Origin of the sequence: Microbulbifer litoralis (assembly GCF_023634065.1) — a bacterium.
Classification (GTDB): domain Bacteria; phylum Pseudomonadota; class Gammaproteobacteria; order Pseudomonadales; family Cellvibrionaceae; genus Microbulbifer; species Microbulbifer litoralis.
The window spans coordinates 124,085-150,504 of record NZ_JALKCV010000007.1 but is presented as its reverse complement, the minus strand read 5'-3'; the positions used below and the strand labels follow the sequence as shown (position 1 = coordinate 150,504).

The window sequence follows — 26,420 nt, the reverse complement described above, 5'->3', positions numbered from 1 at the left end:
GATGCAGGCGCGCAGCGCCGGAATCCGGGAGACGTCGCACGGGAGTGAGCTCCCGGATTCCGCTGCGCTTCATCCGGGCTACTCGGTTGCGGTGCCCGGATACGTACCGGGAGGAGGCGCGACACGGGACCGGCGACTCAGAAGTAGGAGGCTATTTCTTTTACGCCGGTCTGTTGGCCTTCGTCCACTTCGCGGTGGAGGTTTTTGCGCGGCGCCAGGACGGCATCGCGGCCCTCGCGGTAGCTCTGTTCCTCGACGATGGCGCGGTAGGCCTTGTTCAGGTCCAGGGCGCGGCGCGGGGAGGGCATGATCAGGACGTTGATATCCTCGGCGAGCCGGTCCAGCATCGCGCTCTTCAAACTGCCGTCATCGGTAAAGAAACGCTGACGGACCTCGCCGTTGGAGCGGTATTCGTCGGCGTTGCCTACCCGCTGCAGATAGTAAGCGTACTCCCCCTCGCCATTCTCGCGTGCAGGCTCCGGCAGGCCGGCCAGCTTTTTCTGCGACCAGTGATACCAGCCGCGCTGGAAACTGTTGCCGGCGTCCAGCTTGCGGGTCATGGCAAAGCCGCCGTCGATATTCGCACCGATGGCACCGTGGCAGCCGGTGCAGGTGGCCAGTTCCTCATAGGATTGCGGGCGCAGCGCGCCGTGCCGATCCTCGATAAAGCCGCTGTAGCGCCAGCCGCGGCGGTTGCTGACACCGCGCTCGATATCGCCCACCACCGGCTCGATGCGATCCGGAAAATCGTGCGCTTCCTTGAGTTCGTCCGCCACCAGTTCGCGGTGCTGGAAGTAGCTGACCCAGCGCACCTTGCGCGCGTAGCGCAGCTCCTTCATGCGCGCCGCCATGCCGACCTCGTTGCCATCATCCACATCGATATAGCGTACGCTGTGCAGGAATTCGGTACCGAGCGGGTAGGAGCCGCCGGAAAGCGGCGCTTCCCCGCGCTGCTGGGCCAGCCGCGCCTGGCCGACGTAGTGCATGAAACGCTTTTCCAGCGGCGCCCAGTCGTAGACCACCTGCGTTGCCGTCGCCAGTGCGCCGTTCTTGTCCAGGTCCACACCCAGCGCTGTTTCGTCGACCGGATCGATGGCGATATCGCTGCGCTTGATCAGCGCCTCGACAATCGCCAGGTTGACCCGGTAGACGGTGGCGCTGTACTCGCCCCGCTCGTCGTTGCGATAGATTTCCGGCAGCCGGATCAGCACATCGTCGGTGGAACCGTTGGTGGGAAAGAAGGTCCCTGGGAAAGGCGTGTAGGCCAGTGCGCGCCAGCCGGTCAGCCGGCCTTCGCCATCGCGGTCGAAACCCCGCCCATCGAAATTGAAACCGGCATCCGGTACATAGCCATCCCAGCGGCCGTTGCGGTTGCCGTCCCAGTGGGGCGGCAGCGCTTCGGCAAGCTTTTCAGCCAGCGGAATCCCGCCATTGTCCGCGCGGTAGTTATCCTCGCGCACATAATCGAGAATTTCCCGGTCACTGACCGACGCCAGGTAGTCGGAGCGGTCCTTGAACAGGTTGTGCCAGCGATTGGTGCGCGCCGGCGCGGCGAAGTCGTAGACCAGTTGCAGGTCCACATCGTTGGTGAAGTTGGGGGCCCGGCTGTCGGTGTGGCACACGTAGCAGGGGTTGCTGGCCGCGGCGGCGGGATTTTCCGTCCTGGTATAACACTGCGGTGGCGTTACCGCGGCGGGGTTGGAAAGATAGAGCCGGCCGAGGTTGTCCGGTGCCGAGGCGACCGCCATTTTATTGTCGAGCAGCAGCCACGCGAAGGCGGCCGTAGCGGCGGCGGCTGCGATCAGGAATACGCGCATAGGGATCACCCGAGAATCTGAAACGCCGGCGCCCCGGCAAGAATCTGCCGGGGCGCTGCTGGCAGGAACGGAACAGCCGCTTACTCGGCCGCTTCCACATCCATGGCCGGGAAGGGGCCCACATAGCCGGTGTAGGCGCGGTGCTCCAGGGAGCCGGGCGCGAGCTTGTCCCCGTCGGATTCACCGTAGGGATGCTGGACCACACTCATCAGGTAGCCGAAGCCATTGATGTTCGGATACCAGTAGGGCGAGGTGGTCTCGGAGCCGTATGGCGTGGTCTGGATACGGGTGAGGCCGGCGGTGTGGTCCGCGCTGTCCACCTGATCCAGGTCCAGTGACCAGATGACATCGTTCTGGTGACCGGTACCGGTGTCTTCACCGATGATCAGCGTGTTGTAACCGTTGATGAAGGTCACGTTGTCCGGGTTGGCGAGGCCGTCTGCGTCGCAGTGGTAGCTGGCGAAAGGACTGTCGGGCTCGTACTCCGTTGGCATACCGCCGATCAGGCCGCTCATGTTGGTGGCGACGTAATCGGAACCGATATCGCTGTCGGCGGCCACGTCCAGCTGGTAGACCGCACCGCAGGAATTTGCCTCGGCGATCCGGATATGGCCGGCGCCGTCGGTCATGCCCCTGGCCACTTCACTCATGGCCAGGTACAGCTTGCCGCCGTGCGGATCGAAGGTAACGCCTTCCTCCTTGCGGAACTCGGTGCTGGCACCCTGGATGGCGGCGTAGCGGCGCGTCTCCAGGCGCGAGGCAATTTTTTCCATACCCGGTTTTACGCTCAGGCACTCGGTATTGCCGTTGGTGGCGGTTTCCACACAGCCTTCGCCGTCGACTGCAAAAATATCGCTGAAGGTCACGGCCGGCTCGCTACCGGTGCCGTGTACCGCGGCGCTGATCTCGGCATCGGTGGCGTGGCCGAGGGAAACCCACTCGAGATCGGCGGCACCCAGGCCCTCGCCGGAGGTCTGGTTCCATTTGGCCGCATAGACGGTACCGGCACTCAGGTCACCGGCGGTGTCGGCGACGAACATGTAAAAGCCCACATTGGTGCCGTCGTCAGTCATGTAGACGGTTTTGGAATCCGGCATCACGTAGGACAGCTCGAACGCGAGACGGCCCATGGCGTAGTGTTTGGTCAGCTCGGCGGTCGGCTCTGCATCGCCCTCGGCGGCGACATTGACTTCGATGTTCCAGCCGTAGAAGTAGGGATTCCACTCGGCCGGATCGTCGTAGTAACTGAGCATGCCGCGGGCATAATCATCGCCTTCCACCTCCACACTGGTGGGCAGTGCCCGTGCATCCGGCTCGTATTCCTCCGATGCCAGGTGCGCATTCCACGGCGTGACCGAAGCGGCGCAGTGTACCCAGCCGCCGTCCACGCCGGACTGGTCGATCTGCCACAGGTCCCTGGTGCTCAGTGCACCGCTGTCGGGATCCTGGTCCAACTCCATCAGGAACATGGCGCCGGGGCGGGTTTCCATCTGCGAGACGGAAAACAGGCGCTCGCCGATCGGCAGCAGGGAAGTGTGTTCGTTGGCATCGGTGACTTTCAGCATGCCGTCTTCGCCGTACAGCGGTTGCTGGGCCGAGTCCACCAGCTGGCCGAATACCACATTGCCATTGACGGAGTCGCCGGAACGCAGCAGCGTGTGGAAACCGATTTCGTACTCTTCGCCGTTTACTGCCACTTTCGGCGAGGCGAGGATCCGGCGCTTGTCACTGTCGGTGCTGGGCGCCGGGACTCCGGTAAAGCTCAGGGAATAGCTCGGGGTTTCGTCGCTATCGCCGTCTCCGCTGTCTCCATCATCACCGCCGTCGCCATTGTCTCCGTCGTCGCTGTCGTCACCGGGATCGGGCGCGGGGATTTCGCTGATCGGGTCCGGAGAGTCGTCGTCGCTGCAGCCCGGAATCATTGCAAAACCGGCGAGGATGAGCGCGATTTTCAGCGCGAGCGGTGTTCTGGAAAATGGCATCATTGTGAAAAGTCCCCCAACGTGAATATTGTTTTCGTGCGGGGGATTTAAGCGACGCGGCGTGACATTCACATTACAGGGCTATCACGCTTGATGACATCTCTGTGAACTTTTGCAGTCTGTGATGCGGTTCGGTTTTATCAGCCGATAAATTTCACAGCGCTCTCGTCCGGGTCGCGGCCCTGGCCGGCCCGGCGCAGGCGCTCCAGGTAATCATTCCAGTTGCCGGTGAAATTTTCGCCCAGTTCGCGCAGGTAGTCCCAGGTGTAGATACCGGTATCGTGGCCGTCGTCGAAGACCAGGCGCACGGCGTAGCGACCGGAGGCTTCGGCGTGCTCGATGCCGACATGCATTTTGCCGCTGACCAGGACGCCCTCGCCCGGGCCGTGGCCGCGGACTTCGGCACTGGGGGAAAAGACGCGGAGGTATTCCGCGGGCAGGCTGTATTCCGCATCGGCGAAAGTGACCTGCAGGGTTTTAGCCGCGCGGTTCAGGTGGATTTTTTTGGGTGCTTTCATGGTCATTCGATTTTGGGGCGGCTCCGGCCCTCTCGTCCGCCCCACCTCAAGAGGAGGGAACGGACGCTGGATACCGGCGTTCGCCGGTATGACGACAATGGCGTTTTACAGGATAAAGCGGGAAAGGTCTTCGTCCTGGCTCAGTTCACCCAGGTGTTCGTCCACGTAGGCGGCGTCGATGGTGACTGTTTTGTCACCGTCACCGGCTTCGAAGGAGATTTCCTCAAGCAGTCTCTCGAGGACCGTGTGCAGGCGGCGGGCGCCGATATTTTCGGTGCTCTCGTTCACCTGGAACGCAATCTCGGCGATACGGCGGATACCGTCTTCGGCGAAATCGAGTTTCAGGCCCTCGGTGGCCAACAGCGCGCGCTGCTGTTCGGTCAGGGACGCGGACGGCTCGGTGAGGATGCGCTGGAAGTCGTTGGAGGTCAGCGAGTCCAGTTCCACACGGATCGGCAGGCGGCCCTGCAGTTCCGGGATCAGGTCCGACGGCTTGGACAGGTGGAAGGCACCGGAGGCGATAAACAGGATATGGTCGGTCTTGATCATGCCGTACTTGGTGCTGATGGTGCTGCCCTCGATCAGCGGCAGCAGGTCGCGCTGCACCCCCTCGCGGGAGACATCGGCGCCGCCGCTCTCCTGGCGCTTGGCAACCTTGTCGATTTCATCCAGGAAGACGATACCGTTCTGCTCGGCAGACTGGATGGCGCGGGTCTTGATCTCCTCGTCGTTGATCAGCTTGGACGCCTCTTCGTCGGTCAGCTGTTTCATGGCCTGCTTGACGGTGAGCTTGCGCTTCTTGGTCTTGCCCTGGGACATATTGGAGAACATACCCTGCAGCTGGTTGGTCATTTCCTCCATGCCCGGGGGCGCCATGATTTCCACCCCCATCGGCGAGACGGAGACATCCACCTCGATCTCTTTGTCGTCCAGCTCGCCCTGGCGCAGTTTCTTGCGGAACATCTGCCGGGTACTGGAATCGCGCTCGCCCGGGTCGGTGTTGCGCGCCGGCGGGAGCAGGGCGTCGAGCACGCGCTCCTCGGCAGAGTCCATCGCGCGCTGTTCGACACCGGCCATGGCTTTCTCGCGCTCGAGCTTGACCGCCATCTCCACCAGGTCGCGGACAATGGACTCCACATCGCGGCCGACGTAGCCCACCTCGGTAAACTTGGTGGCCTCGACTTTCATGAAGGGCGCGCCGGCCAGTTTGGCCAGGCGGCGGGCAATCTCGGTTTTGCCGACGCCGGTGGGGCCGATCATCAGGATATTCTTGGGCGTGATCTCCGCGCGCAGCTCCTCATCCACCTGCATGCGGCGCCAGCGGTTGCGCAGGGCGATGGCGACGGCGCGCTTGGCCTCCTGCTGACCGACGATATGGCGGTCGAGTTCGTGGACGATTTCTCTGGGGGTCATCTGGTTTTGGGACATGGAAATTCTCGACAAAATTTGGGGGAGCCTCTGTCCGTTGGAACCTGCCTGCAGGCGAAGGCGGCGTCGCCAGGGTTCGCCTGGCAGATTTTTGCTCCTGCAAAATCTGCATTTCCGCCATCCATGGCGGTCACAGCAGGTTCTTACGTGGATGCGGAGGCTTCTAATAATCCAGCTCTTCGATGGTGTGGTTCTGGTTGGTGTAGACGCAGATATCGCCGGCGATCTTGAGCCCCTGCTGGACGATGGTGCCGGCGTCGAGCTCGGTATTGTCCATCAGCGCGCGGGCGGCGGACTGGGCGAAGGGGCCGCCGGAGCCGATGGCGATCAGGTCGTCCTCCGGCTGGATGACGTCGCCGTTGCCGGTGACGATCAGGCTGGCAGTGCTGTCGGCCACCGCCAGCAGCGCCTCCAGCCGGCGCAGGGCGCGGTCGGTGCGCCAGTCCTTGGCCAGCTCTACCGCGGCGCGGGTCAGCTGGCCGCCGTGAGCCTCCAGCTTGGCCTCGAAGCGCTCGAACAGCGTGAAGGCGTCGGCGGTGCCGCCGGCGAAACCGGCGATCACCCTGTCCTTGTACAGGCGGCGAACCTTGCGGGCGTTGCCCTTCATGATGGTGTTGCCCATGGAGACCTGGCCGTCGCCGCCGATGACAACCTTGTTGCCCCGGCGCACGGAGAGAATGGTAGTGCCGCGATATTGTTCCACTGAGAACCTCTTGGTTGTGGGTCTGTGCCCGCCGCCGGTTGGGCGAACACGAGGCTCACCCCTGCGCAGGGACTGTACTGACTCTGTAAGTGTGGTCGGGAAGGGGGAATTTCAACAACAGGCCGTGCAATGCACGCCGGGTGCCTGACCAGCCGTAGTCCGGAAGTAGTCCGGAAGGAGACGCGCAACGCCGGAATCCGGGAAGGGCGGCCCAGGGGTGGAGGGGGCTGGGCTTCCCGGATTCCGCTGCGCTTCATCCGGGCTACCCGTGCAATTGTCCTGGGCGGTATTAGGGAGTGGCGGCTTATTTGGCCGGGCGCTTGAGCACCAGCGGCATCAGCCGGTGTTCGGCCAGGGTCTGGCGCGCGGCCGCCACACGGGAGCGGTTGCTGTAGGGGCCGACCAGTACCCGGTGCCAGGTGCCGCGGCTGTCGGTGGCCGTTTCCACTTTTACATTCAGGTTGGCCAGGGTGAGCTGTGCGCGCAGCTTCTCGGCCTCGGCGGCGTCGCGGAACGAAGCCGCCTGCAGGATATACACCAGTGCCGGATCACTGCTGGCGGGGGCCGGCCCGTTGCCCGGTTCCTGCTTGCGGCTGTTGTGGCGCGCCGGCCTGGCCGTTTTCGGCGCCGGCACTTCCACCTCGTTTTCCTGCAGCAGTTTGTAGAAATCGAAACGCGGTGTGTCCGACTTCTCTTCCGCCTGCTGCACCGGTGCCTTGTGTTCGCCGACACCGGCTTTGCCGTTTTCCTGGAGACCGTTGAGAAAAATCATGAACACCACGAAACCACCGACGAAATTACCCAGGACAAACCAGACCCAGGCGGGCTTGCCGGCGGAATTGTTGTTGCGGCGACTGGCATTACGGCGGCTCATGAAATTCTCATCTTTGTGGTTGGCTCGGGATTCGTATCGGCAGTGGGGCGGGAAATTGTAACGCTATTGCGACCTTATTTGCGTGCGCCGGTGGCACCGCGCGCGAAGTTCTCTGGCAAAGGCGTGCGCCCAGCGGTCACGACAGCTCCTGCGCATCCATATCCACCGCCCAGCGCAGCCGCCGGTTGCGGTAGCCCTCGGCCCACTGGCTGAGCCGCGCCAGCAGTGGCAGCAGCACAGCGCGCTTTTCCGCGGTGACCTGCACGTAAAAACGGAAGCGGCCGGACTTGCGCTCCAGCAGCGCCGGCACCGGGCCAAGATAGCTGATCTCCGGCGACGGCGGCACCAGCGCCTCCATCTGGCCCCGTGCCGCCTGCAGGAACTCCTCCGCCCAGCGCGGTTCCTCGCACTCGGCCCGCACCAGTGCCATGGCGCGCAGCGGCGGCAGCTGCGCCACGGTGCGGTCGCGCAGCAGCTGGCGGGCGAAGGCGCCGTAGCCCTTTTCCAGCAACAGCTGCAACAGCGGGTGCTCCGGGTAGCGGCTCTGCACCAGCACGCGGCCGGCCAGGTCGCCGCGGCCGGCGCGGCCGGCCACCTGCTCCAGCAGTTGGCCGGTGCGCTCGGGGGCGCGGAAGTCGGCGCTGAACAGGCCGCCGTCGGCGTCCTGGATCACCACCAGTGTGACCCGCGGCAAATGGTGGCCCTTGGCCAGCATCTGGGTGCCCAGCAACAGGCAGGGTTTGCCCTCGCGCGCCGGCGCCAGCAGCCGGTCCAGCGCCTGCTTGCTGGCGGTGGTGTCGCGGTCGACGCGGATTACCGGATAGTCGGCGAAGCGCCGCGCCAGCAGTTCCTCGCTGCGCTCGGTGCCGCCGCCGAGGGCCGACAGGGAGCGGCTGTGACACTGCGGACAGCTCTCCACCAACGGTCGGCGATAATCGCAGTGGTGGCAGCGCAGGTGCCGCTGGCGGCGGTGCATGGTCAGTTTACTGGAGCAGTGCGGGCAGTCCGCCAGCCAGCCGCAGTCGTCGCAGGCCAGCGTCGGCGCGTAGCCGCGCCGGTTGATGAACACCAGCGCCTGTTCACCGCGGGCCAGGGTATCGCCGATATGGCGCAGTGCCTGGGGCGCAAAGCCCTCTTCCAGCTGCTGGCCGAGGGTCGGTACCAGGCTGATTTCCGGCGGCCGCGCAGCGCCCGCGCGGTTGCGCAGCCGCAGGTGCCGGTAGCGGCCGGACAGCGCATTGTGCAGGCTCTCCAGCGACGGCGTGGCCGTGCCCAACAGCACCGGCACGTCGGCATTGCGGCCCAGCACGGCGGCCAGGTCGCGGGCGGAATAGCGCACGCCGTCCTGCTGCTTGAAGGAGCCGTCGTGCTCCTCGTCGACGATCACCGCGCCCAGGCGCGGCAGCGGCGTGAAGATGGCGGAGCGGGTGCCGATGACGATATCCGCCTGGCCGGCGGCCGCCGCCAGCCAGGCCTGGGCGCGCTCGCCGTCGGCCAGGCCGGAGTGCAGTGCGGCGATACTGCGCTCCGGGAAGCGCGCGGCGATACGGCGCAGTGTCTGTGGTGTGAGGCCGATTTCCGGCACCAGCAGCAGCGCCTGTTTACCCGCCGCCAGCACGGCTTCCATCAGGCGCAGATAGACCTCGGTCTTGCCGCTGCCGGTGGTGCCCTCCAGCAGCGAGACGCTGAAGCGGTCGGTGGGAATCTCGCCCAGTACTTGGCGCTGCTCTCCATTCAGTTCGGGTGGCGGGGCCGGCTCGGCATCGGGCAGCGGCGGCGGCACCGTGGGGCCGGCAGTCCACTCCACCAGGCCGCGCTCCTGCAGGGCGCGGATTGCCGGGGTGGAGTGATTCAGGGCTTTCAACTGCGTGCGGCTGTGGCGGCCCTTCTGCAACAGCAGTTGCAGCAGCGCCTGCTGTTTCGGCGCCCGCGCCAGCGCGGATTCCGGCAGGCCCTTGCCGTCGGTGGTCAGTTGCAGCCACTGCTCGGCCCAGTGGTCGGCGGGCTTGCCCTTGCGCAGGGCGACCGGCAACGCGGCGGCATAGAGCTCGCCCGCCGGCGCCTGGTAGTAGTCGGCGGCCCACTGCAGGAAGTCGCGGCCGGCGCCGCTGAACAAGGGGTCGCGATCGATCAGTTCCAGCGCCGGTTTCAGCTCCGCGAGTGGGGACTCACTGACGATGTCCACCAGCACCGCCACCAGCTTGCGGCCGCCGAACGGCACCCACAGGCGCTGGCCGGGCTGCAGGCTGGCCGGATCCACGCCCGCGGGTGGCAGGTAGTCGAACAGGCGCCGCAACGGCACCGGAACCGCCAGCCGCAGAATGCATGTTTGCTGATTCGCCTGCTGCACCGCTCCCCCATTCAGGCCTCTGGAAAACGCGATAGTGTAATGGCTGGCGCCTCAAGGTACACCGAGTGTGATCCCCCCATTGCAAACTCTATTTTGTAGAGTACTCTACAAATACTCTAACAATCAGAGTACTCTGAACTCTCTCAGGCCGTCGCGGTACTGGCGGCGACAGCTTATAAGGTAGAAGGACATCGATATGACCAATGTGGATCGACTCCGGGATGACCTGGATTACGTCAGTGCAGCCGTGCGCAGCGGCGATACCCCCTGCGGCATACCCGCGCTCTACTTTCTCTGGGGCAGCCTGCTGGCAGCGGGGTTTGCGCTGCCGGATTTCGCGCCGGCGATCGCCGGGCCCTACTGGTTGATTGCCGGCATTGGCGGCGGTCTCTTCAGTTGGTGGCTGGGGGCGCGCACTTCGCGTCGCAAGGGTATCAACAACACCGCACTGGGCCGGCGCTACGGCCTGCACTGGATCATCGCCGGCGCCGGCTTCCTGCTGTGCTTCCTGCCGATGTTGAGCGGTCAGGTGCCGCCGGCAACCGGCGCCGCCAACTTTCTGCTGGTGGCGGGGCTGACCTATGCGCTCGCCGGTGTCCACCTGGAGCGGCCCCTGCTGTACTGCGGGCTGCTGATGCTGGCCGCCTACGGCACCCTGGTGCTGCTGGCACCGCCCTATACCTGGACGCTGACCGGGCTAACCGTAGGTGCCGCACTGGCCTGGTCCGGTATCAGTGCCCTGCGCCGCGAGCCGCAACCATGAAGGCCCTGAGCGACCTGGACCCATTACTGGAACACCGGGTGCGCCTGGCCGTCTGCGTGCTGCTGGCCAAACAGGAAGAGCTGAGCTTCTCGCGTTTCAAGGAACAGTTGAAGGTCACCGACGGCAACCTGGGCGCACAGCTGCGCAAGCTCGAGGAGGCCGGCTATATCGGGCTGCGGCGGGACTTTGTCGGCCGCAAGCCGGTGACCTGGTACCGGCTGACCGACAGCGGGCGCGTAGCACTGGACGGTCATCTGAGCGCACTGCGGACGTTAATCGATTCGGCCGATTGAGCCCTCTCCCAAGAGGAGAGGGGGGGTAATGCCGGCGGTGCGCACGGCGCACCCGAGTCCCGAGTCCCGAGTCCCGAGTCCCGAGTCCCGAGTCCCGAGTCCCGAGTCCCGCCAATTGTGCTTGATCCGCCGGGCTAATCTGATTAGTATGCGCCGACTTTTTAAGCAGCCCGGAACCCGCGCGGTTCCTACACCAACGACGACTCCGTGCTCGGCAACAGATCGGGTGGCGGATTCGAGCAGAGGCCATCATGAAGACCGATATCCATCCGAACTACACCGACGTGACCGCTACCTGTTCCTGCGGCAACGTCATCAAGACCCGCTCCACCCTGGGCAAAGATTTCCAGGTAGACGTGTGCGCCCAGTGCCACCCGTTCTACACCGGCAAGCAGAAGCAGGCCACTACCGGCGGCCGCGTGGATCGCTTCAAGAAGCGTTTCGGCAGCCGTATCGGCGGCAAGTAAGCCGCACCGCGACCCCTTCGTCGCGCGCCAGAAAAGGCACCCCGGGTTTCCCGCGGTGCCTTTTTTTATGCCCTGTTACTGGCCGCGCCGGGAACGGGATTCTGGCCAGCTCGACCGGCGCGATTGGCAAGGTGTGCAAATAGAAGTGAAAGGCTGGCTGGTGGACCGTGGATCGAAATATTTATCCCGGTTTCCGCAGAATAAACGCTTTTATATTGCTGTCGACTCCGAATTTACTATTGAAATTAGTAGATAACAGTCGATCCGTTCGATTTTTGGCCTTGTGGCACACTGCGCCTTGCGGTTATTCTTCTCCGCCCCGCAGTAACCGGGGTAAGGAGCACGCAGAAGGCTCCCCCGAAGCACCAAAGAGAACCATTTCGAGATGACGGACTCATTGCGCCAGGCAGCGCTCGACTACCACGCGCTGCCGACCCCGGGCAAGTTATCGGTAGAACTGACCACTCCCGCCCAGACCCAGGAAGACCTGTCGCTGGCCTACAGCCCCGGCGTCGCCGAGCCGGTGCGGGAGATCGCCAAGGACCCGGAGGCCGCCTACCAATACACCGGCAAGGGCAACCTGGTGGCGGTGATCTCCAACGGCAGTGCCATTCTCGGCCTCGGCAATCTGGGGCCGCTGGCCTCCAAGCCGGTGATGGAGGGCAAGTCGCTGCTGTTCAAGCGCTTTGCCGGCATCAACTCGGTGGATATCGAAGTCGACAGCCCCAGCCCCGAGCGCTTTATCCAGACGGTATCCGACATCGCCAATACCTTCGGCGGCATCAACCTGGAGGACATCAAGGCGCCGGAGTGCTTCCATATCGAGGAGGCGCTGATCGAGCGCTGTTCGGTGCCGGTGTTCCACGACGACCAGCACGGCACCGCCATCGTGACCGTGGCCGGCATGCTCAATGCGCTGGAGATCCAGGGCAAGAAAATCGGCGATGTGCGCATCGTCTGCCTGGGCGCCGGTGCCGCCGCCACCGCCTGCTGCAAACTGCTGCTGGCCGCCGGCGCGCGCAAGGAGCAGATCACCATGCTCGACAGCCGTGGCGTGATCCACTCCGGGCGCACCGATATCAACGCCTACAAGGGCGAGTGGGCCCGCGATACGGAAATGCGCACACTGGACGACGCCATCGAAGGTGCCGACGTATTCCTGGGTGTATCCGGCCCGGACCTGCTGTCGGCGGAGCAGTTGAAACACATGGCAGACAGGCCGGTGGTGTTCGCCTGCTCCAATCCCAACCCGGAAATCTCACCGGAGCTGGCCCACAGCGTGCGCGACGACCTGATTATGGCCACCGGTCGCTCGGACTATCCGAACCAGGTCAACAACGTACTCTGCTTCCCATTCATCTTCCGCGGCGCGCTGGACGTGCGCGCGACCCGCATCGACGAAGAGATGAAGCTGGCGGCGATCGAGGCCATCCGCCGGATCGCCCACGAGCCGGTACCGGACTCGGTGCGCCGGGGCTACGGCGGTATCGAGCTGGCCTTCGGCGCGGACTATATCCTGCCCAAGCCCACGGACCCGCGCCTGCTGCCGGAAGTGGCCGCGGCCGTGGCCCGCGCGGCGGTGGACAGCGGCGCGGCGCGGCTGCCGTACCCGGAGCACTATCCGCTGGCGCCGCTGTAATACCCTGTCCGGAATCCCGGATTCCGCTGCGCTCCATCCGGGCTACACCATTCCCCAGACGTAGCCCGGATGCAGGTGCGCAGCGCCGGAATCCGGGAGCCGTGGTCCCCATCTTGAGCCTCACCGCCGCCGTCGCTACACTGCCCCGGTGTTACAGCATCAAAGTTGTCCTGCCGCATGAGTCACGTCTACGTGCTGACCAACCAGCACAAGCAGTTTCTGAGTAAAAGCAACGAGTGGATCGATGGTCGCGATGTCGCGCGCCTGTTCCGCAGCGAGCACAAAGACGTCGCCATCAACCAGATGTTCGAGGCCAATACCCGCGATGTCAGCCTGCGCATCGAGCTGCTGCAGTGCGAGCTGAATACCAAGCGCCAGCCGCTGGTACCGGACCAGGCACTGGGCGACAGGGAGCCCCCGGCGACACGGGAAAACGGGGATCTGCTGGCGGAGGCGGAAAGCGCCCAGGGCGACCCCGAAATCGAGCCCGGCTCACCGCCGGAGACGCCGCCGGAGCAGAACCCGGAAGTGACACCGGAACCCGTGCCGGAGGCGCCGCCGGAGCAGGTGCCCGAAATCACCCCCGAGGAGCCGCCGGAAATCGAGCCCGAACGCCCGGACGAAGCGGAAGGGGACGAGGACAGGGCCGCGCTGGAAGCCGGTTGAGAAAGCGCCCGGCGCCCCCATATCGGCCTCTTATTTGCCGATACGGCAGCAAATGCCGGCGCCGCCGACCAGGTGCCACAGCCCCGATGAAGGAGTAACGAGTGCCCAATCCCCACCTGGCCGCCTTGTCCCGGCCACAGTCGCTGCAGTTATTGAAGGGCATTCGCCGCGGTATCGAGAAGGAGAGCCTGCGCACCGACCCGGACGGCGCCCTCGCGCAGACGCCGCACGGCCAAACCCTGGGCTCGGCCCTGACCCACGACTACATCACCACCGATTTCTCCGAGGCGCTGCTGGAATTCATCACGCCGCCGGTGGCGACACCGGAAGAGGCACTGGATATCCTCGACGGCATCCACCGCTATACCTACAGCCAGATCGGCGACGAGCGCCTGTGGGTCAACAGCATGCCGTGCCGCATCGGCGACGACGAGGAAATCCCGGTGGCCCGCTACGGCGACTCCCACAGCGGCACCATGAAGACCGTCTACCGGCTGGGCCTGGGGCTGCGCTACGGCCGCGCCATGCAGACCATCGCCGGCATCCACTACAACTTCTCGCTGCCGGACGACTTCTGGGCCTGGCTGCACGAGCGCGAGGGCAGCAGCGAGGACCTGGGCGATTTCAAGACCCGCCGCTACTTCGACCTGATCCGTAATTTCCGCCGCCACTACTGGCTGCTGATCTACCTGTTCGGCGCCGCGCCGGCGGTGTGCGGCTCGTTCGTCGAGGGCCGCGAACACAGCCTGCAGCGGTTCGGCGACACCCGCAGCCTCTACGCGCCCCACGCCACCTCGCTGCGCATGGGCGACCTGGGCTACAACAGCGACGCACAGCAGACACTGATCGTCTGCTACAACGACCTGCCCAGCTACCTGTCGACCCTGTGTTCGGCGATCAGCCAACCCTACGGGCCGTACCACCAGCAGGGAGTCAAGGACGCCGAAGGTCACTACCAGCAGCTGTCCACCGGCCTGCTGCAGATCGAGAACGAGTTCTACTCGCCGATCCGGCCCAAGAACCCGGCGCAGATGGGCGAGACGGCCCTGTCGGCGCTGGACAACCGCGGCGTGGAATATATCGAGGTGCGCTGCCTGGACCTGAATCCCTTTGCCGCCCAGGGTATAGACGCGCAGCAGATGCGCTTCCTCGACAGCTTCCTGCTGCACTGCCTGCTGGAAAAGAGCCCCAAGACCGACGACGCGGACTACCGCGCGGTGCAGGAAAACCAGAACCGAATCGTCTACCGCGGCCGCGACCCGGAACTGCAACTGATCCACAACGGCGGCGAACGCAAACTCACCGACTGGGCGGCACAGCTGCTCGACGAGATGGCACCGATCGCGGAACTGCTGGACCGCGCCTGGGGCGGCGACGCCTACCACCGCGCCATCGAGGCCCAGCGGGCCAAGGTGAAGGGCGAAGCGCCGACACCGGCGGCGCAGATACTGGCGGAGATGGAAAGCCGCGGCCAGGGTTTCTTCCAGTGGGCCCAGGACAAGGCCGAGGAACACCGCCGCTACTTTACCGAGCGCCCGCTGGACGCCGCCGAGCAGCAGCGCTTCGCCGACCTGGCCACCGCATCCCTGCGCCGGCAGGAGGAAGTGGAAGACGCCGATACGGGAACTTTCGAGGATTTTCTCGGCCACTACTATGCGCAGTACATTTTCTGCCAGCGCTGACTGGTGCTGACGCAACCCTGAACAGAGGCGTTGCGGGTGCCTGCCTCGCGCGGCTGTGGCTGTTCGCCTGCGGGGCAGGCTCCTACAGGGGGAATCCCGATGAACTACCTGGCCCACCTGCTGCTCTCCGGCCCCGACCCGGACTGGCGCCTGGGCGGGCTGCTGGGCGATTTCGTCAAGGGCCCGCTGCGCGGCGAACGGCCCGCGGCCATCGAGACCGGCATCCGCCTGCACCGGCGCATCGACGCCACCACCGACGACCACCCCGCCTACCGCGACTCACTCACCCTGCTCGATCCACACTGGCGCCGCTACGCCGGCATCGTGCTGGATATCTGGTTCGATCACCTGCTCAACCGCCAGTGGTCCCGCTGGTGTCCACAACCGCTGGAACAGTTCTGTGACCAATGCTGGCGGGACTTTCACGCCCGCAGCCGGTATATTCCGCCCCGCGCGCTGGCGTTCATGCAGCGCGCCGAGGAATACAGACTGCTCGAAAACTACCGCGATCCGGCCGTGATCCAACGCACCCTGGAGCGCGTGGGCCAGCGCCTGCGGCGCCCGGTGCCACTGCAGGAGACCCTGCCGGCCCTGCGCGCGGCCGATACCGCGCTGCAGCAGAATTTCGAGCGGCTGTTTACCGACCTGAATCGCGAGGCCGCCAGGTTTCGTTTCGACAAAACGACATAATTGGAAATCAATAGCAGGATCCAATAACCCATGAGCCTACCCAACCCGCGCGTTACCTTTCTGCTGGTTTTTCTCGCCGTGATCTTCCTGCTCGGCGCCGCTTTCTATCTCGAATATGTGAAGGGGCTGGAACCCTGCCCGCTGTGCATCACCCAGCGGGTCATGCTGCTGGGCGTGGGCCTGGTGTCGCTGATCGCCTTCCTGCACAACCCGGCCACCATCGGCCGGCGCATCTACGGCCTGCTGATCTCCCTGTGGGCCATGGGCGGCCTGTACTTCTCCGGCCGCCAGCTGTGGCTGCAGAGCCTGCCGGAAGACCAGGTGCCGGCCTGCGGCCCGGGCATCTCCTATATGCTCGATGCCTTCCCGATCGCGGAAGTGGTCAGGACACTGCTGACCGGCGACGGCAACTGCGCCGAGGTGACCTGGACCTGGCTGGGCCTGAGCATTCCCGGCTGGGCCGCGGTGGGCTTCGCCGGCCTGATCGCCTTCGGCGCCTGGCAGGCGTTCCGCAAACACTGATCGCGGCCCTTGAGCGCGCCCCGGGAAACCCTCCACTGGCTCTCCGGCGCCGCCATCCTGGCGGCCTGCAGCCTGGCGGGCCGCCTGCTCAGCGAGCGCCTGGCGCTGCCGGTGCCCGGCTCGGTGGTGGGAATGCTGTTGTTGCTCGCCGGGCTCCTCCTCTACGGCGGCGTGCCCCGCGGCCTGGCCCTGGTCAGCAGCCAGTTGCTGCGCCTGCTGGCGCTGCTGTTCCTGCCCGCCGCAGTGGGCGTGTTCTTCCTGCGCGATCTCGATGCCGGCGACTGGCTGGCCCTGCTGGCCGCCACCACCATCGGCACCCTGCTCAGTTTCACCCTCTGCGCGCTGTTGCTGAAAAAACTGTTGTCCAACGCTGAGCTCAGAGAACGGAGGCAGGGCGATGACTGAGCAATTCGTCTCGCTGCTGCAGGGCCCGCTGTTTATCCTGCCGTTGAACGTCGCCGCCTTCCTGTTCGGACTGCAACTCTACCGCCGCAGTGGCACCGCACTGCTGCACCCGATCGTCGGCGCCAGCGCGCTGGTGGCGGCGGTGTTGTGGAGCCTGGATATCGACTACACCGACTACCAGGATGCCAGCGGCCTGTTGTACGCGCTGCTGGGCCCGGCGGTGGTGGCGCTGGCGATACCGCTGAAACAGAACCTGGGTATTATCCGCCGCGCCGGGTGGCCGCTGGCGGTGACGCTGGTGGTCGGCGCCGTACTGGCGCCGGTGGTGGCGATTGTCATCGCATTGCTGGCGGGCGCGGCCAGACCGGTGTTGCTGGCACTGGCCGGCAAGGCGGTGACCACGCCCATCGCCCTGGCTGTGGCCGACAAGATACACGCGGCGCAGAGCCTGACCGTCGGCATCGTGGTTTTTTCCGGCGTGGTGGCAGCGGTACTCGGGCCGGCACTGCTGCGCTGGCTCGGTATCGAGGACCACCGCATCCTGGGTTTTGCCCTGGGCATCAATGCACACGCAATCGGCACGGCCCGCGCACTGGAAATCAGCGCCCTGTGCGGCGCCTTCGCGGCGCTGGCGATGGGGCTCTGCGGCGCGCTGACGGCACTGGCATTACCGCTGCTAACCGGAGCCGGCGCTTAAACTCCTGGAAAAGCTCTGGGGCAGAGAGAAACGGCAACCCCGCCGCTTTCGCAGAAGCCGGATCAACCTGCCTCGACCAGCGCGGCCATGGCCAGGTCATCGCCGCTGCTGCGCTCGCGCAGGCCGCGGACCACGGCAGCGCGAGTTTCGGCATTCTGGTTCTGGCTCACCTTCCACTTGCCCTCGAGCGTTTCCAGCGGCAACTCGACGCCGACAATGGCCGCGCGGAGTTTCTCGATATAGGCCGCCGGCGCATCCCCAACCGCCCAGGGGTTGGGGGAATCGCTCTCCTGCTGTACGGTCAGCGCGCGCAACTGCGCCATCAGCCAGTCCGGATCATCCACCAGCCGCAGCGAGCCGCCGACATGCACGGCCGTGTAATTCCAGGTGGGCACAACCCTGCCGTGCTGTGCCTTGCCGGGATACCAGGCCGGTGAGATATAGCTGTCGGCACCGCTGAACACGGCCAGTGCGGGCACACTGTCCCCACACTGCGCCAGAGGATTGATCCGCGCGATATGACCGCGCAGTACTCTCTCGTCCACATCCAATACCATCGGTACGTGATCGACGCGCGGGCCCGCGCTGCCACCGGTGACCAGGGCGGCCAGCGGGTTGGCGCGAATCAACCGGAAGAGGGGTTCCGGATCGCTATTCTGAAAATACTTGGGAGGATACATCCGAAGGTCGCTTCCACTACCATGGGAGCGCCCTATCATAGCCGCCGGCAATTTGGCGCTCAATGCGCTGGCCATCTTGCCGGCGGCGGACGAATCTCCTATCTTCCTTAGACCGCGCCGCCGCCCGTTCCGCGGCGGTGGCGCGACGGCAGTAACGGCAACTAAAGGACGTCTGGAAATGCTGGAAAATTGCAAGTCCGCGCGCGAGCGTTGGGGTGGGGTAAGCGACATCATCGATCGCTGGTTACAGTCGCGCCAGGCCCTGCTGGTACGCTTCTGCGCCCTGTCTGAGAAAAAAGAATTCGGCGATGGCGACAGCGAAGCGGGAGAAAACCTGCGCCAGCTGTGCCAGCAGCTGGTGGACTATGTATCCGCCGGGCACTTCGAGGTCTACGAACAGCTGATCCGCGAAGGGCAGGATTTTGGCGATAAGGCAGCGCTGGAAGAATGCCGCGCCCACTATCGCGATATCGACGGCACCACGGATATCGCCGTCGACTTCAACGACAAGTACCTGGAGACCGACGATCTCTCCAGCCTGGCAAACGACCTGTCGGAACTGGGGGAGGCCCTGGAGAGCCGTTTCGAATCCGAAGACAAAATGATCGCGTTACTGCACACGGCGCACAAGAACCAGCTGGCCTGATCGCGGCCGCCAAAACCTTCGTCGGGGCGGCCCTGGGGTCGCCCCTTTTTTTTGCGGTAAATTATTGGGGCGGATACAGCGAGGGCGAACCGATTGGTTCGCCCTCGTCGATCAGGTAGAGAGAGTGCCGGCCTGTTATTCGGTGCTCTCTTCGGCCTGCTCCCCAGCCGCGTCTTCCTGCGGCTGGTCCTCGGCGCCCTCACCCTGCTGCACATTGGCCTTGTGCAGTTCCACTTCGAAGATCAGCGTGGCGTTGGGACCGATCTTGCCACCGGCACCGCCCGGGCCGTAGGCCAGTTCGGAGGGAATGTACAGCTCCCACTTGGCGCCTTCCTTCATCAGTTGCAGCGCTTCGGTCCAGCCCTTGATGACACCGTTGACCGGGAACTGTACCGGCTCGCCATTGGCATAGGAGCTGTCGAACTCGGTGCCATCGATCAGGGTGCCGCGATAGTCCACCTCGACCACGCTCTCCGCCGTCGGGGTATCGCCACTGCCCTCTGTGATCACTTTGTATTGCAGGCCGGAGTCAGTGGTCACTACGCCGTCTTTCTTGGCATTCTCTTCCAGGAAGGCCTTACCCTCGGCGAGGTTTTTATCGGCCTTTTCCTTGAACTCCTTCTCCTGCTTGGCCAGCATCTCCTGCTGTTTGGCCTGCATTTTTTCCTGGAATACCGAGATCACCTGTTGTTTGTCTTCATCCGACAGGCGCGACTCGCGACCGGAAGCCACGTCGTTCAGGGCCATCAGCACCACCTGCGGGTCCAGCTTCACCTCTTGGGATTCCAGGCGCTTGGCCATGTCCTCGGCGATGATATAGCTGACCTTCTGCTCCTGGGTCTCCAGCTTGACCTCTTCCGCCTCCTGCTTGGATTCCTGTTTGTTACAGCCGGCCAGCGCGATGCCCAGGGCAATTGCTGCAGCCAAAGGATATTTATTCATGAAAATTGTCTCTTTGTCCGTAATGCATTTATGGTTCGTGTGTAGGCTCTGAAAGCGACTCGGAAGCCCCGAGCCAGCCGGTGCCGTGCAAGTCTAACGCAAGGCGACTGCCGGTGCATACCGGCCGGGTTCACAAGTTCCGGGCAGTAAATCGGGCCGATAGTTCCCGCAAAACTTGGCAAAAACGCCAAATCGGTGCTTCATTTACCGATTAACGGCATACATTTTTGGAAAAAACAGCGCTATTATCGGGCTTCCACCTGTTGTTGCCTCACAAACCGCCAGGGGTGGTCTGCAGGTTCAGAGGCAACCGATCAGTGCATGGATCTGTGAACGCGGTCGAGGCCGCAACAATGCCGGGTACTGCACTACCCGGGTGCGCCGAATCGAAATTAAACCTCAGGATATTGACTCATGGCTGCCAAACAAAAAGCTACCAATCCGGTCGCAGAACTGGAAGCACAAATCGCCAAGCTCACCACGCAACTGGACAAGGCGCGAACCAAGCAGGCGAGCGACGCCGGCAAGGCGGTCCAGAAGACCGGCAAGGCGCTGACCTCGGCCAAAGACAAGTTGTCCAAGGCCAGGGACAAACTCGCCAAGGCCCGCACCGCGGCGAAGAAGAGCAAGACCGCCGCGGTCAGGAAGCGTATCGATAGCGCCAAAGCCGCCGTGGACAAGTTGAGCAAAGAGCTGCAGCAGGCCAAAGATGCCGCGGCGGAAGCGAAACAGGCAGAGGCCTCGGCCAAACAGGAACTGAAGGCGGCCCAGGATATCGCCAAAACGGCTGCCAAGGCAGAGAAGGAAGCGCTCAAGGCCCTGAAGAAGAAAGCCGGAGGCAAAAAAGCGGCGGCGAAAAAGACCCCGGGCAAAAAAGCCGCCGCCAAGAAGACGGCCGGCAAAAAAGCGACCAAGGCGAAGAGCACTGCCAAGGCGGCACCGAAGAAAACCGCTGCGAAAAAGGCGACCACCGGCAAAGCCGCCACCAAGGCCACCCCCAAAAAAGCCGCGCCGAAAAAGACCACAGCCAAAAAAGCGACTACCAGGAAAACGCCGGCCAAGAAGGCAACCGCCGCCAAGACACCGGCAAAGAAAGCGGCCAAAACCACCGCGGACAAGAAGCCGGCCACCCGCAAAGCGCCAACCGGGAAAATGACTGCGCAGAAGCCGGCAGAGAAGAAATCCGCCGCGCCCGAGCCGCGCAAACCGACCCAGCCCAAACCCCAAGAGGCCAAGGCCCCCGAAGCCAAACCGTCGGCCCCGGCAGAGAAACCCGCGGAAAGCAGCCCCCGGGAGACCACGCCCCCCCAGCCCCGCCCGGAATCCAGCGCGCCGATCATGGGCAAGACTCCGGAAGCGCGCCCGTTCGGTATGCCGTCCCCGACGGAGCAGAAGCCGACCAAACCCAGCGAGCCGCCGAAGCCGAGCATTACACCGATCACTCCGGCCAACAGCCTGTTTTCCAGTGAAGGCTCCGACGACGACCGTTAGGCCCCCCCGACCCGGAGTTCCCCGTAACGCCCGATCAGGCCCGCCCAACGGGCCTGTTCTTTTTGCAGCAGGCCGTAATGCTGTCCCGCCAGCTCCAGCGCCGACCTGTCTTCCGGCCAGGACTCCTCCTGCAACTTCCACAGTGCCGCCAGCTGTCGCTGCTCCAGAGTCAACTCATAGCGCTTGCACGCCTCGTACAACCGCTGGGTGCGCGGGCGCAGCCGACCGAGCCAGCGGCGCAGGCGGCGCACACTGGCAATCATGCGCCGGCGCGGCACCAGCGCGCGGTCCGCGACCCGCCAGCTCTCCTCGCTCAACTGGGTCCCGCGGGCGGTCACGTAGCTCGCCCACAGCAGCAGGCATACATCCGCGCCCTTTCTGTCCTGGCAGTCGAGCAGGAACTGCTGCACCTCCCCGTGGCCATAGAAATCCAGGCTGAACTGCCACAGCGGGTTTTGTAGAGAGGAAGATGGAGGTGCGGATTTTGTCACGTTAGAATCCCCGACGTTTTTATGTCGAATAGCCTAGCACTCCGTGGACGTATGAGGTTTCTTCTTTGATCAATCTGCAAGGTGTTTCCATCCAGCAGGGCGGCCGCGAGCTGCTGCACGAGACCGACTGCCGCATCTTCCCCGGCCACAAGGTGGGCATCATCGGCGCCAACGGCTGCGGCAAGTCGACCCTGTTCAAGCTGTTGCTGGGCCAACTGGACAGCGATAGCGGCCGCGCGGAAGTACCGGCCGGCTGGCGGATCGCCCATATGGCCCAGGAAGTGGCCGCGGGCGAACAGACGGCTCTCGACTATGTGCTGGACGGCGACGCCGAACTGCGCCGGCTGCAGCGCGCACTGGAGGAAGCCGAGAACGGCGGCGAGGCCGATGCCCGCAGGCTGGGTGAGCTGCACGAGCGCATGGCCGCCATCGACGGCTACAGCGGTCCGGCGCGGGCCGCACAACTGCTCGACGGCCTGGGTTTTACCCACGCCGAACAGCAGCGCCCGGTAAACAGCTTTTCCGGTGGCTGGCGAATCCGCCTGAACCTGGCGCGCGCGCTGATGTGCCCGGCCGACCTGATGCTGCTGGACGAACCCACCAACCACCTGGACCTGGACGCGACCCTGTGGCTGGAACAGTGGTTACAGCGCTTTCCGGGCACCCTGCTGATCATCTCCCACGACCGCGATTTCCTCGATGCGGTGGTGGACGGCATCGTCAGCTTTGAACACCGGAAACTGGTGCTCTACAGCGGTAACTACAGCAGTTACGAACGCACCCGCGCCGAGCGCCTGGCCCAGCAGCAGGCGCAGTACGAGAAACAGCAGGCCCAGCGCGCGCATATGGAGGACTTCGTGCGCCGTTTCCGCGCCAAGGCCACCAAGGCCAAGCAGGCCCAGAGCCGCCTCAAGGCACTCGACCGCATGGCGCAGATAGCGCCGGCGCACGTGGATTCCCCCTTCCGCTTTACCCTGCCGTCGGCAGACAAGACTTCCAACCCGCTGATCGACTTGCGCGATGCCGATATCGGCTACCTCGATGACAGCGGCAACGCCCGCGTGGTGGTGCACAGGGCGCAGCTGGGTATCCAGCCCGGGCGGCGTATCGGCCTGCTGGGCCCCAACGGCGCGGGCAAGTCGTCGCTGATCAAGACGCTGGCCGGCGAACTGCCACTGATCAGTGGCGAACGCCAGTGCGGCGAGCACCTGGCGATCGGCTACTTCGCCCAGCACCAGTTGGAGGCCCTCGACATTGCCGCATCGCCGATGCTGCACCTGCAGCGGCTGTCGCCGGAGGCCAGCGAGCAGTCGCTGCGGGATTTCCTCGGAGGCTACGGCTTTGTCGGCGAGCGCGTGTTCGAAACCGTGGGCGGATTTTCCGGCGGCGAGAAAGCGCGCCTGGCACTGGCGATCCTGGCCTGGCAGAAACCCAACCTGCTGTTGCTGGACGAGCCCACCAACCACCTGGACCTGGAGATGCGTCACGCGCTGACGCTGGCACTGGCGGAGTTCCCCGGCGCCGTGATCCTGGTATCGCACGACCGCTACCTGCTGGCCAATACCACCGATGAATTTGTACTCGTCGCCGACGGCCGCGCCGAACCCTACGCCGGCGATCTCGAGGATTACAAGCAGTGGCTGCTGACGTTCAACCGCAATAAGAAAAGCCGCAGTGAGGCAGCGGAGGAAAGTACAGACCCCGCCGAGGACAAGGGGGACAGGAAGGCCCAGCGGCGCGCCGCAGCCGCCCTGCGCGAGCAGCTGAAACCGCTGACCAATAAATTGAAGGGTCTCGAGCAGAAAATGGCCCGCGCGGAGAAAGCGCTGGCGAAGCTGGACGAAAAGCTCGCCGATGAAAACCTCTACAGCGGCGGGCAGCAGGAGGAAATTGCAGAGCTGAACCGCGCCCAGGCACAGCAGCGCGAAACACTGGAGGCGCTGGAAATGGAGTGGCTGGAAATCAGCGAGGAACTGGAAGCTGTGCGCGGGGTGTAATATCCGCCCCCGGATGTCGTGTCGCGCCGGTTTGCGGCCAGGCTACGGTTTGCGACAGCCGTTTTCGTCCACCGCGATGCCCCGCGGTGTACCGGGGCAGACATCGATGTAATCGGGCACGCCGTCGTAGTCGACGTCTGTCGGGCAGCCGTCGCCGAGTACCTGGATCCCCGGCGGTGTCTGCGGGCAGCGATCCATCCCCTCGAAAACACCGTCTCCGTCGTAATCCCGCACGACGCGGGTGTATTCGTACCACTGGTAGCCGATGGCCACACTGAGGAATCCGTCCAGCCCGCCGCGTTCGATCCCCTGGAAGGCGCGCAGGTCGCCGCGGGCCTGCCAGCGCGGGCCCAGCTGGTATTTTATCCCCAGGCCCAGGTTGACCATCGTCTGGCGATCGTGCCAGTCGTAATCGTAATCGTCGTAGTTATCGCCGTAGTCGTCCCCGTAGTAATGGTCGTCGTCCCCCCGGTAATCCACGCGCACTTCACCGACACCGAAAGCCACATACGGCTGCCAGCACTCGTTGCCGCAGAAACGGCCGAGGAAGTGATAAAAGAGGTCCAGGTGGTAGTTGTAGACGTCGACCTTCTCGTCGATGCCTTTCACACTCACACTGAAATAGTCGACCACGCCCTCCATCGCCCAGCGGTCGGTCATGCTGTAGCCGTAGCCGATGCCGCCACCGGTGGTATCCCGCAGTTTGAACCCCTCCAGCGGCGTGCCGTCCAGGCGATCACTGTCGAACCAGTACTGGCCACCATTCAGGTAGAGGTTCGCCGTTGTCTCTTCATCCGCCAACACGGGCGGGGCGGAGAAAATCGTCAAAAACAGCAGGCCGAAAAGGGGCGACCAAATCTGGCGGCTTTTTTTCATTGTGTGCTCCGGAAGGTCCATTTACCGGCAATGGGTCTGATTGAAGATAGCAGACAATAGACGCGGCGCAACGACGCGCCAGTGCGAATTTCTATCGCTATCTCCCGCGACATATTGCAACCGGGATTCAGCTATTCCCACGACTTGTCCCTCCGCTTGATCAGCAGTCATCTAATCTCAGAAACGTCCCCCTGTCGCAGTCGATAGAGCATTCCCTTGATCCCGGAGAATCCACTCCCATGCGTAAGAAAAATGTCACACTCATCTGTACTTTTGTTGCTGCGATAGCGATTGCGCTCTCCGCAACCGGACAGCTTCGGCAACAGACTGGCAGCAGCATGTCTCCGGAGGAGGCCAGGGCCATCGCCATCGACGCCTATATCTACGGCTATCCGCTCGTTACCATGGAAATGACACGGCGGGTCATGACCAACGTGGCCACACCGGAAGGCAGCCGTGCGCCCATGGGACAGTTCGCGCGAGTGCGGAAATATCCCACCGCCGCTTTTCACGACGTCACTGCCCCCAACGCCGATACCCTCTATACCGTTGCCTGGCTCGACGTCGAGCGCGAGCCCTGGATACTCAAGCTGCCCGATGTCCACGATCGCTATTACCTTTTCCCCATGCTGGACGGCTGGACCAATGTCTTCGAAGTGCCCGGAACACGCACTACCGGCACCGGGCCCCAAACCTATGTGATCACCGGCCCCGACTGGAAGGGGAAGCTGCCGGCGGGTATTACCGAATATAAATCACCGACCGCGATGGTCTGGCTGCTGGGTCGTATCTATTCCAGCGGCACATCGGAAGATTACGCCAGGGTGCATAAAATCCAGGACGCGATTTCCGTGGTACCGCTCAGTGCCCATGGTAAGAAATACACTCCCGAAGCCGGCAAGGTGAACCCGGCCATCGATATGAAAACGCCGGTGCGCCAACAGGTCAACGCGCTGGAAACTGCAGACTACTTCACTCTGCTCGCACGCCTGATGCAGGACAATCCACCGGCCGCTGCGGATGCGCCCATGGTCGCCAGAATGAAAACGCTGGGGATAATACCGGGCAGGGAGTTTGATACTGGCCAGCTGGATCCCGCCGTACAGAAAGCGCTGGAGGATGTTCCCGAAGTCGCCAACAAAAAGATCATGGGGCACTTCAAATCTGCAGGGAAAGAAATCAATGGCTGGCAGTTTACGACCGACACGGGCACATATGACACGAACTACCTGCAGAGGGCGCTGATCACCGCCATCGGCCTCGGCGCCAACAGACCCAAAGACGCGGTCTACCCGACCTCAACGACGGATGCGGACGGCAATGCCTACAGCGGTGCCAACCGCTATGTGATGCATTTCCCCAAAGGACAGATGCCACCGGTCAATGGCTTCTGGTCGCTGACCATGTATAACGACAAATATTTCTTCGTCGACAATCCACTCAACCGCTATACGCTGAGCCAGCGTGATGCCCTCGTCAAAAGCCCGGACGGATCGGTGGACCTCTATATACAGCACGACAACCCGGGCCCAAAAAAGGAGGCAAATTGGCTGCCCGCGCCGGAGGGAAGTTTCAACCTGATGCTGCGCCTGTACTGGCCGAAGGAGGAAGCGCCTTCCATTCTGGATGGCAGCTGGAGCCCGCCGCCGGTCAGGAAAGTGGATTAGGGGGCCGTGGCAAGTTCGGAAACAAAGGAGCACGGCCAAAGTGCACAGGAAAAGGTGAGAAAGCGCTGGAATAGCAGCGTGATTTCAAGCGCTCTCAACGCGGAGCCGGGCACTCCGGCACAGCGAAGTGTTAC

General features: G+C 63.9%; 25 protein-coding genes. 14 read left to right on the top strand and 11 right to left on the bottom strand.

Going from position 1 to position 26,420, the window contains the following annotated elements:
• Nucleotides 1-137: 137 nt before the first annotated feature.
• From MWN76_RS12430 to MWN76_RS12400, 7 genes are all read right to left on the bottom strand, one after another.
• On the bottom strand, nucleotides 138-1,817 hold the full coding sequence (locus tag MWN76_RS12430) for a hypothetical protein (RefSeq protein WP_250461746.1): 1,680 nt from the start codon (nucleotides 1,815-1,817) through the stop codon (nucleotides 138-140).
• An 80-nt stretch (nucleotides 1,818-1,897) separates the two neighbouring features.
• Complete coding sequence (locus MWN76_RS12425; RefSeq protein WP_250461745.1) at nucleotides 1,898-3,802, bottom strand: PhoX family protein; 1,905 nt, start codon at nucleotides 3,800-3,802, stop codon at nucleotides 1,898-1,900.
• A gap of 137 nt (nucleotides 3,803-3,939) precedes the next feature.
• Nucleotides 3,940-4,317 (bottom strand): gamma-butyrobetaine hydroxylase family protein, encoded by a 378-nt coding sequence (locus MWN76_RS12420; RefSeq protein ID WP_250461744.1) that lies wholly within the window; start codon nucleotides 4,315-4,317, stop codon nucleotides 3,940-3,942.
• Between the two features lie 105 nt (nucleotides 4,318-4,422).
• The gene (gene hslU, locus MWN76_RS12415) at nucleotides 4,423-5,745 is read right to left on the bottom strand and encodes an ATP-dependent protease ATPase subunit HslU (protein WP_250461743.1); all 1,323 of its coding nucleotides are present in this window, start codon (nucleotides 5,743-5,745) and stop codon (nucleotides 4,423-4,425) included.
• A gap of 163 nt (nucleotides 5,746-5,908) precedes the next feature.
• Complete coding sequence (gene hslV / locus MWN76_RS12410; protein ID WP_250461742.1) at nucleotides 5,909-6,448, bottom strand: ATP-dependent protease subunit HslV; 540 nt, start codon at nucleotides 6,446-6,448, stop codon at nucleotides 5,909-5,911.
• Nucleotides 6,449-6,752: 304 nt separating this feature from the next.
• On the bottom strand, nucleotides 6,753-7,322 hold the full coding sequence (locus tag MWN76_RS12405) for an SPOR domain-containing protein (RefSeq protein ID WP_250461741.1): 570 nt from the start codon (nucleotides 7,320-7,322) through the stop codon (nucleotides 6,753-6,755).
• A 136-nt stretch (nucleotides 7,323-7,458) separates the two neighbouring features.
• On the bottom strand, nucleotides 7,459-9,672 hold the full coding sequence (locus MWN76_RS12400) for a primosomal protein N' (RefSeq protein WP_250461740.1): 2,214 nt from the start codon (nucleotides 9,670-9,672) through the stop codon (nucleotides 7,459-7,461).
• A 196-nt stretch (nucleotides 9,673-9,868) separates the two neighbouring features.
• Here MWN76_RS12400 and MWN76_RS12395 point away from each other — a divergent pair, with 196 nt between their 5' ends.
• The 10 genes from MWN76_RS12395 to MWN76_RS12350 all read left to right on the top strand — a co-directional run bounded on the left by MWN76_RS12395 (nucleotide 9,869) and on the right by MWN76_RS12350 (nucleotide 17,496).
• Nucleotides 9,869-10,435 carry a hypothetical protein gene (locus tag MWN76_RS12395; protein WP_250461739.1) on the top strand — a complete coding sequence of 189 codons (567 nt, stop codon included), beginning with the start codon at nucleotides 9,869-9,871 and terminating at the stop codon, nucleotides 10,433-10,435.
• Nucleotides 10,432-10,728 (top strand): winged helix-turn-helix domain-containing protein, encoded by a 297-nt coding sequence (locus MWN76_RS12390; protein WP_250461738.1) that lies wholly within the window; start codon nucleotides 10,432-10,434, stop codon nucleotides 10,726-10,728. The genes MWN76_RS12395 and MWN76_RS12390 overlap by 4 nt, the downstream gene beginning before the upstream one ends.
• Nucleotides 10,729-10,979: 251 nt before the next feature.
• The gene (gene rpmE / locus MWN76_RS12385) at nucleotides 10,980-11,195 is read left to right on the top strand and encodes a 50S ribosomal protein L31 (protein WP_250461737.1); all 216 of its coding nucleotides are present in this window, start codon (nucleotides 10,980-10,982) and stop codon (nucleotides 11,193-11,195) included.
• A gap of 385 nt (nucleotides 11,196-11,580) precedes the next feature.
• Nucleotides 11,581-12,834 (top strand): malic enzyme-like NAD(P)-binding protein, encoded by a 1,254-nt coding sequence (locus MWN76_RS12380; RefSeq protein WP_250461736.1) that lies wholly within the window; start codon nucleotides 11,581-11,583, stop codon nucleotides 12,832-12,834.
• Between the two features lie 177 nt (nucleotides 12,835-13,011).
• Nucleotides 13,012-13,500: a hypothetical protein gene (locus MWN76_RS12375; protein WP_250461735.1), complete on the top strand. Its 489-nt coding sequence runs from the start codon at nucleotides 13,012-13,014 to the stop codon at nucleotides 13,498-13,500.
• A 101-nt stretch (nucleotides 13,501-13,601) separates the two neighbouring features.
• Entirely contained in the window at nucleotides 13,602-15,182 is a 1,581-nt protein-coding gene (gene gshA / locus MWN76_RS12370) for a glutamate--cysteine ligase (RefSeq protein ID WP_250461734.1), read from the top strand.
• Between the two features lie 99 nt (nucleotides 15,183-15,281).
• Nucleotides 15,282-15,872, top strand: coding sequence for an acyl carrier protein phosphodiesterase (locus MWN76_RS12365; protein WP_250461733.1), 591 nt, complete (start codon nucleotides 15,282-15,284; stop codon nucleotides 15,870-15,872).
• A 30-nt stretch (nucleotides 15,873-15,902) separates the two neighbouring features.
• On the top strand, nucleotides 15,903-16,394 hold the full coding sequence (locus MWN76_RS12360; RefSeq protein WP_250461732.1) for a disulfide bond formation protein B: 492 nt from the start codon (nucleotides 15,903-15,905) through the stop codon (nucleotides 16,392-16,394).
• 9 nt (nucleotides 16,395-16,403) lie between these two features.
• A complete protein-coding gene (locus tag MWN76_RS12355) occupies nucleotides 16,404-16,799 on the top strand; it encodes a CidA/LrgA family protein (RefSeq protein ID WP_250461731.1) in 396 nt (131 codons plus the stop codon).
• Complete coding sequence (locus MWN76_RS12350) at nucleotides 16,792-17,496, top strand: LrgB family protein (protein WP_250461730.1); 705 nt, start codon at nucleotides 16,792-16,794, stop codon at nucleotides 17,494-17,496. Before MWN76_RS12355 ends, MWN76_RS12350 begins: the two co-directional genes overlap by 8 nt.
• A gap of 62 nt (nucleotides 17,497-17,558) precedes the next feature.
• On the opposite strand, the gene MWN76_RS12345 is transcribed toward MWN76_RS12350, so the two are convergent.
• A complete protein-coding gene (locus tag MWN76_RS12345; protein WP_250461729.1) occupies nucleotides 17,559-18,176 on the bottom strand; it encodes an FMN-binding negative transcriptional regulator in 618 nt (205 codons plus the stop codon).
• A gap of 178 nt (nucleotides 18,177-18,354) precedes the next feature.
• Here MWN76_RS12345 and rsd point away from each other — a divergent pair, with 178 nt between their 5' ends.
• Nucleotides 18,355-18,822 carry a sigma D regulator gene (rsd, locus tag MWN76_RS12340; protein ID WP_250461728.1) on the top strand — a complete coding sequence of 156 codons (468 nt, stop codon included), beginning with the start codon at nucleotides 18,355-18,357 and terminating at the stop codon, nucleotides 18,820-18,822.
• A gap of 135 nt (nucleotides 18,823-18,957) precedes the next feature.
• Here rsd and bamJ read toward each other — a convergent pair whose 3' ends face one another.
• A complete protein-coding gene (gene bamJ / locus MWN76_RS12335) occupies nucleotides 18,958-19,764 on the bottom strand; it encodes a BamJ family beta-barrel-assembly machinery protein (RefSeq protein WP_250461727.1) in 807 nt (268 codons plus the stop codon).
• Nucleotides 19,765-20,178: 414 nt separating this feature from the next.
• Between bamJ and MWN76_RS12330 the strand changes: the two genes are divergently transcribed.
• Nucleotides 20,179-21,255: a histidine kinase gene (locus MWN76_RS12330; RefSeq protein ID WP_250461726.1), complete on the top strand. Its 1,077-nt coding sequence runs from the start codon at nucleotides 20,179-20,181 to the stop codon at nucleotides 21,253-21,255.
• Here MWN76_RS12330 and MWN76_RS12325 read toward each other — a convergent pair.
• Nucleotides 21,252-21,746: a TIGR02444 family protein gene (locus tag MWN76_RS12325; RefSeq protein ID WP_250461725.1), complete on the bottom strand. Its 495-nt coding sequence runs from the start codon at nucleotides 21,744-21,746 to the stop codon at nucleotides 21,252-21,254. The genes MWN76_RS12330 and MWN76_RS12325 overlap by 4 nt on opposite strands.
• Nucleotides 21,747-21,811: 65 nt before the next feature.
• Here MWN76_RS12325 and MWN76_RS12320 point away from each other — a divergent pair, with 65 nt between their 5' ends.
• A complete protein-coding gene (locus tag MWN76_RS12320) occupies nucleotides 21,812-23,743 on the top strand; it encodes an ABC-F family ATP-binding cassette domain-containing protein (protein WP_250461724.1) in 1,932 nt (643 codons plus the stop codon).
• Between the two features lie 42 nt (nucleotides 23,744-23,785).
• On the opposite strand, the gene MWN76_RS12315 is transcribed toward MWN76_RS12320, so the two are convergent.
• On the bottom strand, nucleotides 23,786-24,619 hold the full coding sequence (locus MWN76_RS12315) for an outer membrane beta-barrel protein (RefSeq protein WP_250461723.1): 834 nt from the start codon (nucleotides 24,617-24,619) through the stop codon (nucleotides 23,786-23,788).
• Nucleotides 24,620-24,957: 338 nt separating this feature from the next.
• Between MWN76_RS12315 and MWN76_RS12310 the strand changes: the two genes are divergently transcribed.
• The gene (locus MWN76_RS12310; protein WP_250461722.1) at nucleotides 24,958-26,286 is read left to right on the top strand and encodes a DUF1254 domain-containing protein; all 1,329 of its coding nucleotides are present in this window, start codon (nucleotides 24,958-24,960) and stop codon (nucleotides 26,284-26,286) included.
• Nucleotides 26,287-26,420 lie beyond the last annotated feature (134 nt).